The organism is Tunturiibacter gelidiferens (genome assembly GCF_013410115.1).
In the GTDB taxonomy this organism is placed as follows: Bacteria; Acidobacteriota; Terriglobia; order Terriglobales; family Acidobacteriaceae; genus Edaphobacter; species Edaphobacter gelidiferens.
Map to the genome: position 1 here is coordinate 1208145 of NZ_JACCCV010000002.1, position 18049 is coordinate 1226193.

Below are 18049 nucleotides of genomic sequence, written 5' to 3' on the forward strand. Positions count from 1 at the left end.
AATCTGCCACTAAAACACCAACGAAACACCACAACCACCACACCGTTCCCCCACGCCTCGAACCACCCCCGCTGCCTTACAATCCCACCATGGCCCCTTCGCCCCAGCCCGCCGAGCAGGACCCCCGCGTCTACTTCGCAGCCGAGCGGACCTTCCTCGCGTGGATCCGGACCGGCCTCGGCCTCATGGGAATCGGCTTCGCCGTCAGCCGCTTCGGCCTCTTCCTCCGTCAGATCACCGCCGCCCAGTCCCACCTGCCTCCCCGCACCACGGGATTATCTCTCTGGTCAGGAGTCTTCCTAGTGGCCCTCGGTGTCATCGTCAACCTCAGCTCCGTCTACCGCCACTTCCAGCTGGTCCACGAACTAAGCTCCGGCACCTGGCGTCCCGGCCGCGTCTCTCGCGACGCCGTCCTTCTCGGCCTTATCCTGGCTGCCGTGGGAATAGCCATGGCCATCTACTTGGTTCTCGTCCGTTAGACACCAAAAAAAATCAGGGGGACTTGACAAAACAACCACACAGAAGGCGACCACTCAAGCCAGGAACTTTCCCAATCCAAAGAGCATCGCGCAAGTCTCCTGCTTTCAATATTTTGCAAGCAAGCCCTTTAGATGGAATATTTTACAGCCACACACCTCCTCCAAATACAACGAAGTAAAAGACTTACGTCCAAAATACCCTGAGAGGGGGGAGGGGGAGGGTAAAAACATCATGCCCATAGCCAAACTCACCATCGAACTAGAAATCCCCCACGCCCAGTCCCTCAAAGACCGCCGCCAGGTCCTCCGCTCCATGAAAGATAAACTCCGCCACAGCTTCAACTTAGCCATAGCCGAGCTCGACGACGGCATGGTCTGGAACCGCGCCACCTTAGGTATCGCCGCCATCTCCTCCTCCACCAGCTACCTCACCGGCCAGCTCCACCAGATCGACCACGCCGTCCACCGCATCGCCGCCAATCTAAGCGCCGAAATCACCGACTCCTACGCCGAAATCCTGCCGGAATGACCCGGAAAGTCGCCGCAATCCACAAGAAATCCGCCAGAATCGCCGCCATGCGCTAGGTAGAAAGCCCCAACTTTGATATCCTCAACCGTTCTACCTAGTCAAAATCTTATGCCCGAGCAGCGCGCCAGAACCTACCACCGTAACCGAGTCGCCAACACCTTCTCCGAGGAGATTGGAGCCATGCTGGAAGGCGAGCTCTCCGATCCCCGCATCGCACCCAGCTACGTCACAGAGGTCGTCCTCGCTCCCGGCGGCAAATCCGCCCGCATCTTCGTAGCCGTCCACGGCAACGAGGAGGAAGAGGCCTCCACCCTGGAAGGCCTCACCACAGCCCGCGCCTACATTCGCTCCCAGCTCCGCGATCGCATGGGCGTTCGCCATGTGCCCGAGCTCACCTTCGCCATCGACCGCTCCGAGAAGATGACCGGACGCATGGACGAGCTTCTTGCCCGCACCCGAAAGCGCGAGCAGAGGCGCACCCCAGCCGAACCGACCCCAGGGGCCCCCGCCAAACCATGACTCCCCAAGCCCAGCTCCTCGAGGCGAAGCCTCACGCAGCGCAGATTGACGATCTACTGGCGGCCTTTCGGTCCTATCCCCGCTTCCTCCTGGCCTCGCACACTCGCCCCGACGGGGACGCCATCGGCTCGGTCCTCGCCCTCGCCGAAGTACTCGACCAACTCGGCTGCCAGGCCGACATCGTCTTCGCCGACCCCATCCCTTCCTCCTACAACACCCTTCCAAACATCAGTCGGATCCACCACGTCCCGTCTGCGAACGACGTTGACCCCACGGGCACCACCCCCGCCATACTCCTCGAGTGCGACGGCATCGTCCGCACCGGCCTCCTCGGCCTGGAGGGCCGCACCCTTATCAACATCGACCACCATGCCAGCGGCCGTCACTTCGCCTCGGTCAACTGGATCGACGAACACGCCTGCGCCGTCGCCGCCATGGTCTACCACATCGCCAGCGCCGCAAACGTCGAGATCACGCCCTCCATGGCCACCTGCCTCTACGCCGGCATTCTCTCCGACACCGGCACCTTCACCTACTCCAGCACCACCGCCGACACCTTCGCGATGGTTCACCATCTCGCAGCCTGTGGCGCCAATCCCAGCCGGATAGCCCGCGACATTTACCTCTCCAATCCGGCCAGCAAGATCCGCCTGCTAGGCATCGCCCTCTCCAACCTCCAGTGCGACGACGATCTAGCCTGGACCTGGGTTACCAGCGAAGATATGGACCGCATCGGTGCCAACGCCGAGGACTGTGAGGGGGTCGTCAACTACCTCATCAGCATCGCCGGTGTCGAATCTGCCGTCTTCCTTCGCGAGGTCGCCAACGCCGACCAGTTTCGCCTCAGCATACGAAGCAAAGGCGAGACTGACGTCGCCCGGATCGCCGAACGCTTCGGCGGCGGCGGCCATCGCAACGCCAGCGGATGCACCCTCGAGGGCCCCCTCCCGGTGGCCCTCGAGCGAATCCTCACCCAGCTGCGGACAGGACTCTGATAGCCTTGTCTCGCTTCTCTTAGGAAAATGAACGATATCCAACATCCCGCCGTCTCCGGCGCAAGGAATGGCAGCGCAACCATGAAGCGGCTGCAGCACTATCTGAAGCTGCCATCTATCACCACGATCCGCGAGTTTGTAATTCTCTTCGTCGTCACTGTTTTCCTTTTGCTCTACGGTCTTGTCCCGGTCTTCGGCGGCGACCAGCTTGGACTGGTAGGCGCAGACGAACCACGATACGCCCAGATCGCCCGCGAGATGCTCACCGCGCACTCCATGGCCTGCCACGATGTCGACGCTAAGATGGTCCCGCGCAGCCTCCGCCCGGAAGACATTCGCAACTCCTTTCACTGCATCGCAGGCGGCACCGTCACCCCCATCCTCTACGGCAAGCCCTGGCTGGAAAAGCCTGCCCTTTACTACTGGCGCGCCATGAGCTTCTTCAAGGAGTTCGGAGTCTCCGACTGGACCGCCCGCCTCCCGTCCTCTTCTGCGACTCTGGCGCTCGTCGTCCTCGTCTTCCTCCACATGAGGCGCTTCCGGCCCGGAGGCCACCTCGACGCCGCACTCATCACCGCCTCCTGCGTCGCCATCGTCAGCTTCGCCCGCGGCGCCTCCACCGACATGCAGCTCGCGGCCCCTTTCTGCATCGGAATGCTCGGCTGGTACGCCTGGTACGAAACAGGCAAAAAATTCTGGCTCTTCGATCTCTACTTCTTCGGAGCAGCCGCGACGCTGGCGAAAGGTCCTGTAGCCCCTTTTCTTGCACTATCCATCATCCTTCTCTTCGTTGGCCTCCGGCGCGAGTGGTCGGTTCTTCGCCGCACCATCTGGATCCCCGGTGTTGTCCTTTATCTCGTCATGGTGTTGCCCTGGTACATCGCGGTTCAAAAGCGCAACCCGACCTTCTACCGCCTCTTCTTTCTCGAACACAATCTCGAGCGCTTCGCCACCAACCGCTACCAGCACCATCAGCCCTTCTGGTACTATCTCGCCGTCCTCCTCATCGGCCTGATGCCCTGGACTGTCATGGCCATCCGTGCCTTAGTCGACTCCATCGAAGTCTCAATCGCCGAGTGGAAGGTCCGCCACAATCCACAGCGTTACCTCGGCCACACCCGCGCCGGCGACGCCTTCCCCGAGTTCCTGGTCTTATGGGCACTCTTCCCCATCGTCTTCTTCTCGTTCTCCGGCTCCAAACTCCCCGGCTATATTCTTCCCTCTATTCCTCCATTGACCATCCTCACGGCCGACTATCTCAACCGTAGTCGCCGCCAAGGTCTGCCCCAATGGCTTGTCTGGGCTCACGCCGCCACCTGTGGTCTCCTCGTCTTCGTCCTCGCCCTCGCCCCCCAGCACATGAAGTACGAGACCCTCGTACCCTCCACGCAATGGCTGTTGATCGCCGGCGCCACCGCACTAGCATTTGGAGCCATCGTCTTCCTCACCATCCGTCGCTGGGGCATCCCGCAGGTCTGCAATGTAACCCTGCTTCCAGTCCTCGCGACCCTCGTTTTTCTCCTCGGCTTCTACGGCAAAGAGCTCGACATGAACTACTCTGCCCGGCCGCTCGCCCGCGAGATCCAGCAACAGGCGCCCGACGTAAAACTGGTCGCCACCGATATCAAGCGCGACATGGACTACGGCCTCGCCTTCTACCGCAACGAGCCTATGATCCACTACAGCACCGACGGCGTCCCCAGCGAGGAACACATCCTAGTCATCCGCGCCAGCGACGCCGCCGACCTCGACCGCTGGCTAGCCGGACGCGTCTACAAGCCCTTATTCCTCTACGAATCGCAAGGCATCGAGGTCTACCGCGTCTACGCTCGTCCCTAGACCTTGGTCCCGACCAAAGGGAGGACCAAAGCACTTGGCGCAGGCAAGACCGGTACACAAGTCACGAAGTGACCGCCTCCCGCGCAGGGAGCCCGTCCGGCAGGACATTGGGGTGCCCCACCTAACACTCACCCATCCCTCCAAAATTCCTATAAGCTCGACGAAAGACCTCCCACAGGTATGGCCGTCGCGACCCAACTCGAGATACTGGACCTTCGCCACTTTTCGGCGCGCCAGCTCCGTCCCCTGCTCGAAACCGAGTCGCGCGTCTGGGAGCACCGCCTTCGCTGGAACTATCAAAGCTCCACCGAACTTCTCCTTCAATACCTCGACTCCCGCATCCTGCCCGGCTTTGTTGCGCTGGACCGGGGACGAATCTGCGGCTTCACCTTCTGCGTCTACGAAGGCCAGAAGGCAGTTGTCGGTGACGCCTTCGCCATCGCCAACGACACGGCGCAGATGCTTCAGACTACACAGACCCTGCTCCACCAGCTGCTGCAGCTACTGCAAAACTCTCCCGGCATTCAACGGATCGAGTCCCAGCTCCTGCTATACGACGCCGGCTCTATCAACGAGGCCTTCCTGGCGGCCGGCTTCACTATGTATCCCCGCCTCTTCATGGAGTGTGATCTCAGCGCCTCGGGAGACGCCCCCCACGACTCACCCGAACTGAATCTTCCCGCGAATGTAGAGCTGCTGCGCTGGTCCACCGATCACTATCAGGCCGCCGCCGAACTGATCCACGAGTGCTATCTGGGCCACATCGACGCCCGCATCAACGATCAGTACTGCTCCCTCCACGGCTCACTTCGCTTCCTCCACAACATCGTCCGCTTCCCCGGCTGCGGCGTCTTTGAGCCCAACGCCTCCTGGGTGCTTCGCGACCGCCACACCAGCGCCATCGTCGGAATGTTGTTATGTTCGCGCGTAGCCAGCGACGTGGCCCACATCACCCAGCTCTGCATCGCACCCACCTGGCGAGGCCAAGGCCTTGGACGAGCCCTCCTCGACCATTGCACCCACCATCTAACCCACGCCGGCTTCGCAGCCATCACTCTGACAGTCACCGAAGCCAACCAGCAGGCCGTCAAGCTTTATGAGAACCACAGCTTCTTCACACGCCATCGTTTCGACGCCATGGTTCTCGACAAGACGAATCAGACATCCTGAAGCGCACAGAGTCTTATTCCCGACCAGCGGGAGGACAAGCGATGACTATCCCACCGAAACAAGGTACACACGTCACGAAGTGACCGCGCCACGCGCAGTGGGCCCGTCCGGCAGGACCCTCACCAAGATCAAACAGCAAACCGTTCCGCCGCGCGAGCCTTCTTCTTGGCGGCCTCTTCGTCTCGATCCTTAGGCGGCGCATTGGTCTCGAGTGAGGCCAAAAGGCGGCCAGAGATCAGCGATATCTCATCCACCGCAGACTCAAACGCAACTTCATTCGCCTTCGATGGCTTGGTGAAACCACTAATCTTCCTGACAAACTGAAGCGACGCATCTCGAATCTCTGCGTCCGTGACGGGAGGATCGAAGTTAAACAGTGTTTTGATATTCCTGCACATTGCTTCACCTCAACGCATAGGAACTAACGACCGAATCCTACTCCACGTGATAGTTAGGAGCCTCACGCGTGATGATCACGTCATGAACGTGACTCTCCCGCAGCCCGGCGTTCGAAATCCGAATAAACCGAGCATTCGCCTGCAACTCCGCGATCGTTCCGCATCCTAAATACCCCATCCCCGAACGCAGACCGCCAACCAGCTGATATACCATGCCCTCAAGCGGTCCACGATGCGGCACCCGCCCTTCAATTCCCTCCGGCACAAACTTCGCCAGCCGGTTCGAGCCGCCGTTCTCCCGCGCCGTCAACGAAGGCCTCTCCGTGCTCGCAGCATCTTCCATATCGCTCTTGCCCTGGAAGTAGCGCTCCCCCGATCCCTGCGCCATAGCCGACAGCGAACCCATCCCGCGATAGGCCTTGAATGAGCGCCCCTGATAAAGAATCGTCTCCCCCGGACTCTCATCGACCCCAGCAAACAGCGACCCCATCATCACCACGCTCGCCCCGGCAGCAATCGCCTTGGTCACATCGCCCGAGTATTTAATCCCGCCATCCGCAATAATCGGAATTCCCCGCTCCTGCCCCGCACGATAAGCCTCTGAGATCGCCGTAATCTGCGGCATCCCAGCACCAGTCACCATGCGCGTCGTGCAGATCGACCCCGGCCCGATCCCCACCTTCACCGCATCGGCCCCCGCATCCATAAGCGCAATCGCGCCCTCATACGTAGCAATATTCCCCGCCATCAAATCAATCTGCGGAAACCGTTTCTTCACCTCGCGCACAGCCTCCAGCACCCGCGACGAGTGCCCATGCGCCGAATCGATCGCCAGCGCATCCACCCGCGCTGCAACCAGCGCCTCAGCCCGCTCCAGAAAATCTCCCGTAGCTCCAATCGCTCCCGCCACCCGCAGCCGCCCCTGCGAATCCTTCGAAGCATTCGGATACTTCAACTTCTTCTGAATATCCTTGACTGTAATCAAACCCTTTAGCTCGTAGTCATCATTCACAACAAGCAGCTTCTCCACGCGATGCTGATGCAGAATCTGTTCTGCCTGTTCCAGCGTCGTACCGACCGGAACCGTGATCAGATTGGTCTTCGTCATCACCGAATCGATCGTCAGATCCGTCCGCGAGACAAACCGCAGGTCGCGATTCGTCAAAATTCCCACCAGCTTCTTATTCTTCGTCACCGGCACTCCGGAGATCTTGTACCGCCGCATCACCTCCAGCGCATCGGCGATCGTCTGCTCCGGTGTAATCGTCACCGGGTCCACAATCATCCCGCTCTCCGACCGCTTTACCTTATCGATCTCTCCCGCCTGCTGTTCGATCGTCAGATTGCGATGCACCACGCCCAGCCCACCCTGCTGCGCCATCGCAATCGCTAGCCGCGCCTCCGTCACCGTATCCATCGCAGCCGACATCAGCGGCGTGCTCAGAGTGATATTTCGTGTCAGCTGCGTCTGCGTGCTCACCTGGGTCGGAACAACATCGCTGTAAGCAGGCACAAGAAGAACATCATCAAACGTAAGGGCTTCGGGTACGGGGGAGCTAATCATAATTTTTATAAGATCCAGTTGTGATGGTTTAAAAGCGACAGGCCGTGCGGCAGCAAGGCTGTATTTCGCCGGATTTCATCGATTGTAGAGTCGTATCCGACCCATAGCAAATTGGATGGCACAATTTCACGAAAGTTTCGCGGCCCCTCGGAACTCCTCCCCCTTCCTTCGAACCGGCGAGCCCCATTGAATTACGGCAAAAGGAGATGTATCATTTGAGTTGCAGACGATTTTGTTCCGTCGTAAGAATAAGAGCCGTGACCGCACCGGTGATTTGACGGAAGAGATGAGTGGGCTAAAGCCCACTTTTTATTTGCTCTAAAAACGTTTGTGCACACGGGACCATTGCACCGGAAATAACGCTTATGGCAGTCCAGCTAGACCAAATTCGAGCAACCGCGGAGCGTGTCGCCGCCTCCCACAACCTGGAACTCGTCGATCTTGAGTTTCAGGGCGGAGTCAAATTCCGCACCTTGCGCGTCTTTGTAGAAAAGAATGCAGCCGAACGAGCCAAACTTGCCGAACTCGCCGCAAATGAGGCCGTTGCAGATCTTCCAAAAGGAGTGCCGGTAGAAAGGCTCTCCGGCGTCACCCACGAGGATTGCGCTGTATTTGCACAGGATTTTGGCACCGTGCTCGACGTAGAAGACCTTATCCCGGGCGCAGAGTACACCCTCGAGGTCTCCTCACCGGGCCTCGAACGGAAGCTGTTTCGGCCCGAAGACTTCACCCGGTTTCAAGGTAGTCTGGTCAAGCTCCAGACCTTCACGCCGGTGAACAAGAACAGGCAGTGGCAAGGCCGTCTCACTAAATTTGCAGACGGTGTACTGACGATCGACCTCTCTGCCGTCAAACAGAAGGGCAAGGCAAAGAAGGCTGTGACAGAATCCACCGTCGACATCGCCTTGGCGAACGTCGAAAAGGCCAATTTAGTCGCAGAGATTTAGAAACTGTTCGCACAAAGGACAGATTCAAATCAGCACAACAAGCACGAAACAAACCCGAGAGATCGGGCAAGAGCAAGGAAGAGTGACCAATGGCAAGTGTTCTGTATCAATCGATTGAGACGTTGAGCCGAGACAAGGGAATCGAGCCGGCCGTTGTTGTAGGTGCCGTGGAAGACGCCATTGCGCTGGCCACGCGCAAGTACTACAAGACCCAGGAGAACATGCGCGCCGAGATGGACCGCGAAACCGGCGAGATTCGCGCCTATGTCTTCAAGACCGTCGTCGAGACCCCCGAACAGGTCGAGGATGACATCAACCAGATGACACTCGAGCAGGCCCGCGAACTGGCCCCAGAGGTCGAGGTCGGCGGCGAACTGCGCTTCTACAAGGACACCACTCCACTCGGCCGCATCGCCGCCCAGATGGCCAAGCAGGTCATCTTCCAGAAGGTTCGCGAAGCCGAGCGCGACACCGTCTTCAACGAGTACAACCACCGCGCCGGCGAGGTCCTCAATGCCACCGTCAAGCGCCTCGAGCCGATGGACGTCATCTTCGACCTCGGCAAAGCCGAAGCCCGCATGCCCAAGCGCGAGCAATCACGTCTCGAGCAGTTCGCCGTCGGAGAACGCGTCCGCGTCGTCCTCCTTCGCGTCGACCGCGCCGCCAAGGGTCCCCAGGTCATCGTCTCTCGCGCCGCTCCAGCTCTCGTCCAAAACCTCTTCCAGTCCGAGGTTCCCGAGATCTACGACGGCACCGTCACCATCCGCGCCATCGCACGCGAAGCCGGCGAGCGTACCAAGATTGCCGTCATGAGCCGCGACAAAGACGTCGACCCCGTCGGCGCCTGCGTCGGCATGAAGGGCATGCGCGTCCAGTCCATCATCCGCGAGCTGCGCGGCGAAAAGATCGACATCATCGAGTTCTCCGAAGAGATCACCACCTTCGCCGAGAAGGCCCTGCAGCCCGCCAAGGTCAGCCGGGTCTCCATCACCGACCTCGCCGACAAGCAGATCGAAGTCATCGTCGACGACACCCAGCTCTCGCTCGCCATCGGCAAGAAGGGCCAGAACGTCCGCCTCGCCGCCAAGCTCCTCCAATGGAAGATCGACATCAAGAGCGAAGAGGAGAAGCGTCAGGAGGTCGAGAGCCAGATGCAGGCCATGAGCGGCGGTCCGACCACGCCGATCGAGCAGGTCTCCGAGCTCGGCGAAGCCATCTTGGAGAAGCTCATCGCCGCCGGCATCACCACCGTCGAAGCCCTCGCCGACATGACCCCCGAACAGCTTGAAGAGGTTCCCGGCATCGGCGAAAAGACCGTCGAAAAGATCTCCGTCGCCGTTCGTCACTACTTCGGCCAGTACGAAGAAGGCGAAGATCGTCCCGCCCCGGCCCTCTCCGCTGCATCTGAAACGGAAGCAACAGAATCAGAGGAGGGCTCTATGGAAAAGACACCCGAGGCAATTCTCGCCGAAGAAGCGGGCGTCGGCACCGCACAAGAGGTCAACAACCTCTCGTCCGAAGACATCGCTAACGCAGAAGAGGCGGAATCCGCCACCGATGCCTTCTCGGACAACGATGCACGCGAAGAACAGATTGAGTTGGATAACGACACCGTAGACACCTTGGTTGACGAAGCCCAGGAGAACTCGGATGAAGGTATCGACGATGGAAACGATCGTGGTTAGCCATTTCAACCACGCGCCACAGCATTCCCTGGATCAAGAACTCTCGAAATCCAGTGAGAGCACTTACAATAGAGATTCCTGCAACGATGAGGCTGCTATGAACAGCTAACCGCGCAGGGCAAGCGAAAAGGGACGGATGAGCAAAGTTCGAATTAACGATCTGGCACGAGAACTGGAAGTAAAGAGCAGGCCCATTCTGGACGCGCTCGAAGCCATTGGCGTGTCTGGAAAGACCCACTCCAGCTCGATTGAAGCCGATCAGGCCGAAAGAGTTCGGGATTACTTCAAAAACGGCGGAAGAAGCAGCGCGAGCCGCCAGCAACAGGCCGAGAACAAGCCGAAGTTTGACCTCTCAAAGGTCTCCAAACCAGGCGACGCCCTAAAGGCAATCCTCGAGCGCAAACAGGCCGAAGCGACCGCCAAAGCCGCGCCACCACCGCGCCCAACCGCCGTCGTCGCGCCGCCGCCTCCGGCATCTGCCACCGTCGCAGCTGCACCGCCGCGCGTCATCGCAGCGCCTCCGGCCCCGGCCTCCTCAGCAGCGCCAGCCCAGGCTGCACCGGTAGTGCCTCGCCGAATCGTGCCTCTGCCGCGGCAGGGCGCGAATATCGTCGCGCCTGCGCCTGGCCCCGCCATCGCGAGCAAGCCGCCGGTCGGTCCCGTCATCGCACGTCCTCCAGCAGTCCGCCCACCGGCCACTGACCGCCCGGTCGTTGCGACCACTACCGTCGTTGCTCCTCCGCCGGTCGCAAAGCCGGTACCACCAACCCCGGCCGAAGAAGTGACCCCGGCACCAAAGGCCGCGGTCCTGCCGTCTCCGGCAGTTGAAACGCCATCAGCTGTTCCGGTCGTAGAAGCGTCAGCTGGCACCGCAGAGGCAGAGTCAGAAGCAGCACCCGCAGCGCCGGCCACGCCCCCCGGACCGCCGGCTCGTCGCGTCATCATGCCGCAGACCGGCCCGCGCCCCATCTATACCGCACCTCCAGTGGCTCCCGGCACACCTCAGCGCGGCCGCCCCATATTCGAGCGCCCCCGTCCGCAGTCGCCCGGTACACCCGGCTCCCGGCCGATGTCCTCGTCAGCCCCAGGCGCACGCCGTCCGATGCACCCCACACGCACCTTCCCCGGAGGCCCATCCGGCCCCGGTGGTGCACCCGGCCGTCCCGGTTTCACTCCCGGCGCTCGTCCCGGCTTCCCTGCCCGCCCTGGCTTCGGTGCCCGCCCAGGCGGCGCTCCAGGCGGAGCACCCGGTGTAATGCCCGGCCCTGGCGAAAAGCCAGGGATGCGCCCCGCAGCACGCCCAGCCTCACGCCGTGGCGGACAGCGTTACGAGAAGACCAAGGAAGGCCCGATGAAGGGCTTCCAGCCGCCACCACGCTTCGGCGGCGCCCAAATCTCCCGTGAGCCGGTGCCGATCACCCGCACCATCACCGTCACTGAAGGCATCAGCGTCAAGGACCTCGCCGAGAAGCTCGACGTCCGCGGCAAGGATCTCATCGCGACCCTCCTCATGAAGGGCGTCTTCGTCACCGTCAACCAGTCCCTCGAAGGCGAGCTGGTCAAGGACGTTGCCCGCCAGTTCGGCGCCGACGCCACCATCATCTCGGTCGAAGAGCAGCTCGAAAACGAGGCCATCGAAGGCTTCCTCGAAGACACCACCGGCATGGTCGAAGTCGTTCGCTCGCCCGTGGTCACTGTCATGGGCCACGTCGATCACGGTAAAACCTCGCTCCTCGACGCGATCCGCTCCACCGACGTCGCAGGCGGCGAAGCCGGAGGCATCACCCAGCACATCGGCGCCTACAAGGTCAAAATCACCAAACCCGACTCCCCCGCCTTCGGTCGCGAGATCGTATTCCTCGACACCCCCGGCCACGAGGCCTTCACCCGCATGCGTGCCCGCGGAGCCAAGGTCACCGACATCGTCGTTATCGTCGTTGCAGCCGACGACGGTGTCATGCCCCAGACCCTCGAAGCCATCGACCACGCCCGCGCAGCCAATGTGCCGATCATCGTCGCGGTCAACAAGATCGACAAGCCCGAGGCCAACCCCTCGAAGGTCATCCAGCAGCTCACCGCGCGCGGCCTTCAACCCTCCAACATGGGTGGCGACACCGAGTTCGTCGAAGTCTCCGCGAAGAAGCATCTCAACCTCGACAAGCTCGAGGAGATGATCTGCCTCGTCGCCGACGTCAACGAACAGAAGGCCCAACCCGACCGACCCGCCGTCGGAACCGTCATCGAAGCCAAGCTCGACCGTGGCCGCGGCGCCGTTGCCAGCATCCTCGTGCAGAACGGAACCCTCCGTACCGGAGACAGCTACATCGTCGGCAACACCTTCGGCAAGATCCGCGCCATGTTCGACGACCGCGGCCGTCCCATCACCGAAGCCGGCCCCTCCACCCCGGTCGAGATCCTCGGCCTCGAAGGCATGCCCGACGCAGGCGACACCTTCCTCGTCATGGCAGACCGCGACAAGGCCAAGGGCATCGCTCAGTACCGCAAGATGAAGGAGCGCGAGGCTCAACTCGCCAAGAGCTCCCGCGTCTCGCTCGAAGGCCTCGCCGAGCAGATCAAGCAGGCTGGCATGAAGGATCTCAACCTGATCCTCAAGGGCGACGTACAAGGCTCCGTCGAGGTCCTCGCCGACTCGCTCCAGCGCATGTCCACCGAGAAGGTTCGCGTTCGCGTCCTCCACTCCGGCGTCGGCGCCATCACCGAGTCCGACGTCCTCCTCGCCTCCGCCTCCAACGCCGTCGTCATCGGCTTCAACGTCCGTCCCGACCGCAAGGCCGCCGAAGTTGCCGAGCGCGAAAACGTCGAGATTCGTCTGCACTCCATCATCTACGAGCTGCAGGACGAGATCACCAAAGCGATGTACGGCCTCCTCGAACCAGTCTTCAAGGAGAACTACGCCGGCCGCGCCGAGGTCCTCAACGTCTTCAAGATCACCAAGGTCGGCCAGATCGCCGGCTGCCGCGTCACCGATGGCCTCATCAAACGCGACCAGCAGGTACGTCTGCTCCGCGAAGGCGCCGAGGTCTGGAAGGGCAAGATCGCCTCGCTCAAGCGCTTCAAGGACGACGTCTCCGAAGTCCGTCAGGGCGTCGAGTGCGGTATCGATCTCGCAGGACACAAGGACATCCGTGTCGGCGACGTCATCGAGTCCTTCACCACCGAAACCCTCGCCGCCGAACTTGGCCAGAACTCTGCCGCAGCCAGAAAAGCAGAGAAAGCCGAAAAAGAACGCGAGGCCGCCGCAGCCGCTGCTGCAGCCAACGCCGAGAACCCCGTCAACGCATAAATCGATCACTTCACAACACAAAGGGCCGGGAGAAATCCCGGCTCTTTGCTGTTTGCGCGATGGGAAAAACGGGCTGGGTTCGGATATTTTTTTCTGCGGTGGTGAATTGGCGTTTTATAAGGGGTTTTTGCGGAATTCGTGGTGCAGAACGTGGTGTTTTGCTGGTGTAGATGTGGTGGACTGCGTGGTAAACGTGGTGTTCTGACACCTGTCTTTTTGCGAGTCAAAAATACGCCACGAATTCTAACTTTATTTTTCGTCTTTCTTATTTCCGGTGGCATCCCGCTCCTGGTGATTTGTCTGGCGCACCCTCCCCTGCCCGGTGGATCGACAGATTAGGATTGAGATCATGAACCTCACGGCAATTCAGTCGGCTCTGCGCGACGCCAACCTTGATGGATGGCTCTTCTACGATCATCACCACCGCGACCCGCTCGCCTACAGCATCCTCGGCCTTGATCCGAACGCCTTTGTCACTCGCCGCTGGTATTACTACATTCCCTCACATGGGGGAGTGCCGCAGAAACTTGTCCATCGAATCGAATCAGGCAAGCTCGACTCACTGCCAGGCGAAAAGACCGAATACTCCTCCTGGCAGGAGCTTGAGCAAAGGCTCGAAGGAATACTGGTGGGTTCGGAGAAGATCGCCATGCAGTACTCACCGCGAAATGCCATCATGTACGTCTCCATGGTCGATGCCGGCACCATCGAGTTCCTTCGCAGCCTGGGCAAAGAGATCGTCAGCTCAGCCGACCTCGTCAGCCACTTCGAGGCTGTCCTCACCGACGCCCAGCTTGCCACCCACTACGTTGCGCAAAAGCACATCGACGAGATCCTTGCTGCGGCATGGAGCGAGATTGGCACACGCGCTCGCTCCGGCGGCACCGATGAGCACGCCATGGTCCAGTACCTGCAAGAAGCAATGGCCCGAGCTGGACTCGACTGGGAACACGGTCCAAACGTCAGCGCTGGCGCCAACTCCGCAGACTCCCACTACGAGCCCACAGCCGCCAGCTCCCGTCCCGTCGGCAAAGGCGACTTCGTCCTTATCGATATCTGGGCCAAGCTCAAAGACGACCCCTCCGCCGTCTGGTACGACATCACCTGGACCGGCGTCGTCGGCCGCGAACCCACAGAACGAGAACACCTCATCTTCAACACCGTCCGCGATGCACGCGACGCCTCCATCAAAGTCGTGCAGGACGCCTTCGCCGCCAACCAGCCCATCGCCGGCTGGCAGGCCGATGATGCTTCGCGCAACGTCATCCGCAATGCTGGCTTCGGGGACTGGTTTACGCATCGCACCGGCCACAACATCGGCACCGTCCTCCACGGCAACGGCGCGCACCTCGACAACCTCGAGACCCACGACGAGCGCCTCCTCCTTCCCAACACCTGCTTCTCTGTCGAACCCGGCCTCTACTTCCCCGGCGAGTTCGGCATCCGCAGCGAAGTCGACATGATCGCCCGCAAAGGCAAAGCCGAGGTCACCGGTCGCATCCAGAATGAGCTGGTTCGCGCCTGAACGCTTTGGAACAATCATCGGAGGCGGGGTTCATCAATCATCAAAGATATATCCGCGTCTTAACAATGACCGTCGATCATGGAGCACTCGAAGCAGTGCTTTGCAGTTCGTTTTGTGAGAACCGAACCGGGATGTTGTAACGGCGGATTATTTGGTCGGCGGTAAGGATGAGGAGTTGCGTGCCATGGTCGCGGAGTTCTACGAAACGGATGGGGCTGCCAACGGCGAGATGAAAGAGCTCACCGCCGCTTCTGTCTGAGACGATGACCTCGTCTCGGCGGTTGGTGGTGCAGACGATCTGGGAGGACTGGTCTGCAGCGACGACGGTCCCAAATAGTTGGCGGAGCTGGGTGCCCGTTTTAATGGAGTAGACGATAGTTCGGTTGTCGCCGGTGGAGAGGTAAAGCAAATCACCTATTTTGTTGAAGCCGACGACGCCTTGGTAGGTGAGCGGCACCTCGACAATGACTTGTGCGCGCATGGTGCCGTCCTCTGCGTTCACGATCTCAATGAGACGTCCAGCGGCCTTTTGCTTAACTGCATCCGCCATCCCTTTGATCGCGGGGTTTCCGCGAAGTTTGGCCTTCGCGGCCGGGGATTGGAGTAGGTCGCTGAAGATGAGGTCAGTATCGCCATCGTTGGTCGTGTAGCCAGGACGACCGTCTGGGAAATTTCGGGTCCACTTCAAGGCTAGGTCGGCTGGCGAGTAAGCCGTGAGCGTCCACGCTTTCTTATTCTGGGACGTCCACTCGAGGAGAGAGTCGTTTGCGAGATGCGCCTGTTCTGGTAACTTGTAGCCCATGTTTTTTGCGCTATGCGGTTCAAGCGTGAGTTCAGCCACGACGGTCGGGTGATCCTTGTCGATTCGACTGAATTCGGCGAAGAGTTTGCCTTCCGGGGTCCACCATGACGAGCGAAAACCTCGGACAAGGAAGATCTGTCTGCCGGTGGCGAGGTCCCACACGGCGCCGCGAGTTCGGGCTGAGAGGGCGAGATAGCGCCCGTCGGGTGAGAGCGTGACAGAGCCTGCGGCTGGGAGAGGGCTTAGAGGCATGTCGGCTCGAATCCCATCGACCAGGGCCCGATCGCCAAGTTTTCCAAGATATATGGAGCCATCGACGTTTTCGCTGACAAAGGAACCGCCGATGACGTCGACTGCCGAGGATTTGGAGGATAAGACGTATTTTGCGGCGTTCACATCGACGACGCCCACCCCGGGCCCATGGGGACCCGAAGTGATGATGTGTTCGGCGCCAGTAGTAGCGTCTAAAAAAGGGAGGTCGAGTTTGATCGACTGGAGACGCTTACCTTCGGGGAAGGTGAAGACACCCGATTGCATAGGGTTAGAACCGTGAATTGCGAGGACCTTGTCGTTGCCCAGGAAGCAGTAGCTGATTGGGAATTCGTTGCCAGTAAGAGCCCCGGAGATCTTGAGGGGAGTCCGGGTGCGCAGGTCAAAGGCAACGCGCTCCGGCGCAGGACCGAGGAGGAGAGTGTTGCCGTCCGCTGAAAACGCTGAGGGCAGGACACCGGAGCGGGTAAACAAGTTAGCGTAAACCGAGTATTCCAATTGAACGCTCGGCTGAAACCAGTTGCTGTTCTCGAAGACGACTTTTCCAGTTTCGACGTCGATAAGTAGGAGCTTGAGATCGCTGCTGGCTGGTGGATAGGCGATGCAGATCAGGGTTCGTCCGTCGGGCGATAGGAGCGTCTGGAGGCACTCTTCCTGAGCAACGACCTCGTGAGCTGAAACGAGTTTCTGCTGGGCGACGCTCCAGAGTTCCACATGGAGATCGCGATTGTAAAAGGCAATCTGTTTCGAGTCCGGCGTGAAGTCCGCAGGAAAGGCATGCTCAGCATCGAAACGAAAGAGATGACGAAACGGACTACGAGAGAGGACGAATATGGAGCTTTCGTCCTGCGCGAGGATGTACAGCCCATCGCGGCTGAAGCGGAGCCGCTCGATTTCGAGGTGGAGGGGCGGAGTGAGTTGGACCGTGGCTGTACTGGCCCCGGGTCCAGATGGGGAAGGTGCAGCAGCTGCCTGGTTTTCCAGGACGAGGGTATGCCAATGCTCGAAGGCAGGGGGAGTGTTTGCGGCAATGGCTCCGCAGCCAACGGGGAGTTCGGCAATGATGCCGCGGATACGTCGCAGGCGCTTCTGCGTGGGAGTTGTCGTCTGGAAGAAATCGCCAAGGCGGCTGCCGGTCTTGCCGCCAACGAAGAAAGAACGGTCCCAAAACTCGGCATAGGCCTGTGGTCGGTAGCCAGCGGCGGCAGCAGCATATACGGCGACGCGGTCTGCCCCATCTTGGTTCTCGTCAGAGTCTCCGTTGGTGCCATTCCTGTCGTGCAGGCGGGCGTCGGTGAGGCGTTGAAACTTGGCGTAGATGTCGGCCCGGTCAGTTACTGAGGTGACACCGAGGAGACGGTGAAGGTCTGCGGTAGTCTCGATAGCGAACTGGTGGGAGAGAATGTGGCCCATCTCGTGAGCGATGACGCCTGCGACCTCGTCTTCGTTGTGAGCGCTGGCGACGAGTTTGCGGGTGAGGTAAACGCGTCCGCCGGCGAGCGAAAAGCCATTGACGTCGATAGATTCGACGAGCGCGAAGTGGAACTTGATCTTAGTTGGCGGAAGTGCCGCCAAAAGGCGGTCGCCGATGGCAGCGACGTAGGCGTTTTCTTCGGAGTTCTTTACGGGGCGGAATTCGCGATCGATGTAGTCCGCCATAGCTTCGCCGAGCCATTCCTCTTGCTGCTCGGAGAAGATGTTGGGTTGGGTGGACTGGAGAATGGCCGGCGGCGGTCCGCAGGTCGATTGACGCACCGTTTGGGGGAGGGCATGAGAGACCACAAGAAGCAGAGAGAACAGCAGAGTCGAACAAGAGCGCATAGATGGCCTGGAGTGAACTGAGACAATGATATTCGAGTGATCGGATCCTCCGTACCCTGTTTGTCTCCTCGTGGGAGATCATCCGACGCGTGCCTGGCGTTTGCAATCCCCTTTACGAGGTATGACCAGCTACGCTTCCATGACAATTCCAGCTTCAAAACCTTGAGGCTGGCTTGCCTGTAAGTTCAAATTCTTAGCAGCC

13 protein-coding genes are annotated in these 18049 nt (G+C 60.2%); 10 read left to right on the plus strand and 3 right to left on the minus strand.

The genetic code is table 11. The features are described 5' to 3' along the window. Positions 1–89: 89 nt before the first annotated feature. The 6 genes from HDF12_RS17055 to HDF12_RS17080 all read left to right on the plus strand — a co-directional run bounded on the left by HDF12_RS17055 (position 90) and on the right by HDF12_RS17080 (position 5531). Positions 90–479: a YidH family protein gene (locus HDF12_RS17055; protein WP_179585270.1), complete on the plus strand. Its 390-nt coding sequence runs from the start codon at positions 90–92 to the stop codon at positions 477–479. A 232-nt stretch (positions 480–711) separates the two neighbouring features. Further along, positions 712–1008 carry a DUF503 domain-containing protein gene (locus HDF12_RS17060; protein WP_179585272.1) on the plus strand — a complete coding sequence of 99 codons (297 nt, stop codon included), beginning with the start codon at positions 712–714 and terminating at the stop codon, positions 1006–1008. Positions 1009–1116: 108 nt separating this feature from the next. After that, the gene (gene rbfA, locus HDF12_RS17065; protein WP_179585274.1) at positions 1117–1527 is read left to right on the plus strand and encodes a 30S ribosome-binding factor RbfA; all 411 of its coding nucleotides are present in this window, start codon (positions 1117–1119) and stop codon (positions 1525–1527) included. Then, positions 1524–2522, plus strand: a complete 999-nt coding sequence (locus HDF12_RS17070; protein WP_179585276.1) for a DHH family phosphoesterase — start codon at positions 1524–1526, stop codon at positions 2520–2522. The genes rbfA and HDF12_RS17070 overlap by 4 nt, the downstream gene beginning before the upstream one ends. A 27-nt stretch (positions 2523–2549) precedes the next feature. After that, a complete protein-coding gene (locus HDF12_RS17075) occupies positions 2550–4361 on the plus strand; it encodes an ArnT family glycosyltransferase (RefSeq protein ID WP_179585278.1) in 1812 nt (603 codons plus the stop codon). Positions 4362–4541: 180 nt separating this feature from the next. Then, the gene (locus HDF12_RS17080; RefSeq protein ID WP_179585280.1) at positions 4542–5531 is read left to right on the plus strand and encodes a GNAT family N-acetyltransferase; all 990 of its coding nucleotides are present in this window, start codon (positions 4542–4544) and stop codon (positions 5529–5531) included. A 128-nt stretch (positions 5532–5659) separates the two neighbouring features. On the opposite strand, the gene HDF12_RS17085 is transcribed toward HDF12_RS17080, so the two are convergent. Next, positions 5660–5929, minus strand: a complete 270-nt coding sequence (locus HDF12_RS17085) for a DUF2277 domain-containing protein (RefSeq protein ID WP_179585282.1) — start codon at positions 5927–5929, stop codon at positions 5660–5662. 37 nt (positions 5930–5966) lie between these two features. Next, positions 5967–7493 (minus strand): IMP dehydrogenase, encoded by a 1527-nt coding sequence (gene guaB, locus HDF12_RS17090; RefSeq protein ID WP_179585283.1) that lies wholly within the window; start codon positions 7491–7493, stop codon positions 5967–5969. Positions 7494–7858: 365 nt separating this feature from the next. Between guaB and HDF12_RS17095 the strand changes: the two genes are divergently transcribed. The 4 genes from HDF12_RS17095 to HDF12_RS17110 all read left to right on the plus strand — a co-directional run bounded on the left by HDF12_RS17095 (position 7859) and on the right by HDF12_RS17110 (position 14954). Further along, the gene (locus tag HDF12_RS17095) at positions 7859–8440 is read left to right on the plus strand and encodes a ribosome maturation factor RimP (RefSeq protein ID WP_179585286.1); all 582 of its coding nucleotides are present in this window, start codon (positions 7859–7861) and stop codon (positions 8438–8440) included. An 89-nt stretch (positions 8441–8529) separates the two neighbouring features. Continuing rightward, positions 8530–10125, plus strand: a complete 1596-nt coding sequence (nusA, locus tag HDF12_RS17100) for a transcription termination factor NusA (protein WP_179585288.1) — start codon at positions 8530–8532, stop codon at positions 10123–10125. Between the two features lie 136 nt (positions 10126–10261). After that, positions 10262–13429 (plus strand): translation initiation factor IF-2, encoded by a 3168-nt coding sequence (infB, locus tag HDF12_RS17105; protein WP_179585290.1) that lies wholly within the window; start codon positions 10262–10264, stop codon positions 13427–13429. Positions 13430–13778: 349 nt separating this feature from the next. Then, positions 13779–14954 carry a M24 family metallopeptidase gene (locus HDF12_RS17110; RefSeq protein ID WP_179585292.1) on the plus strand — a complete coding sequence of 392 codons (1176 nt, stop codon included), beginning with the start codon at positions 13779–13781 and terminating at the stop codon, positions 14952–14954. 76 nt (positions 14955–15030) lie between these two features. Here the strand turns inward: HDF12_RS17110 and HDF12_RS17115 are convergent, their stop codons facing one another. Then, a complete protein-coding gene (locus HDF12_RS17115; RefSeq protein ID WP_179585294.1) occupies positions 15031–17847 on the minus strand; it encodes a M48 family metalloprotease in 2817 nt (938 codons plus the stop codon). Positions 17848–18049: the final 202 nt, after the last annotated feature.

Bases quoted from the DNA above. Each gene is read 5' to 3' on its own strand.
- HDF12_RS17115 (WP_179585294.1), bottom strand. From the start codon at position 17,847: ATGCGCTCTTGTTCGACTCTGCTGTTCTCTCTGCTTCTTGTGGTCTCT.
- HDF12_RS17080 (WP_179585280.1), top strand. From the start codon at position 4,542: ATGGCCGTCGCGACCCAACTCGAGATACTGGACCTTCGCCACTTTTCG.
- guaB (WP_179585283.1), bottom strand. From the start codon at position 7,493: ATGATTAGCTCCCCCGTACCCGAAGCCCTTACGTTTGATGATGTTCTT.
- HDF12_RS17110 (WP_179585292.1), top strand. From the start codon at position 13,779: ATGAACCTCACGGCAATTCAGTCGGCTCTGCGCGACGCCAACCTTGAT.
- HDF12_RS17095 (WP_179585286.1), top strand. From the start codon at position 7,859: ATGGCAGTCCAGCTAGACCAAATTCGAGCAACCGCGGAGCGTGTCGCC.
- HDF12_RS17055 (WP_179585270.1), top strand. From the start codon at position 90: ATGGCCCCTTCGCCCCAGCCCGCCGAGCAGGACCCCCGCGTCTACTTC.
- HDF12_RS17085 (WP_179585282.1), bottom strand. From the start codon at position 5,929: ATGTGCAGGAATATCAAAACACTGTTTAACTTCGATCCTCCCGTCACG.
- HDF12_RS17060 (WP_179585272.1), top strand. From the start codon at position 712: ATGCCCATAGCCAAACTCACCATCGAACTAGAAATCCCCCACGCCCAG.
- HDF12_RS17075 (WP_179585278.1), top strand. From the start codon at position 2,550: ATGAACGATATCCAACATCCCGCCGTCTCCGGCGCAAGGAATGGCAGC.
- HDF12_RS17070 (WP_179585276.1), top strand. From the start codon at position 1,524: ATGACTCCCCAAGCCCAGCTCCTCGAGGCGAAGCCTCACGCAGCGCAG.
- nusA (WP_179585288.1), top strand. From the start codon at position 8,530: ATGGCAAGTGTTCTGTATCAATCGATTGAGACGTTGAGCCGAGACAAG.
- infB (WP_179585290.1), top strand. From the start codon at position 10,262: ATGAGCAAAGTTCGAATTAACGATCTGGCACGAGAACTGGAAGTAAAG.
- rbfA (WP_179585274.1), top strand. From the start codon at position 1,117: ATGCCCGAGCAGCGCGCCAGAACCTACCACCGTAACCGAGTCGCCAAC.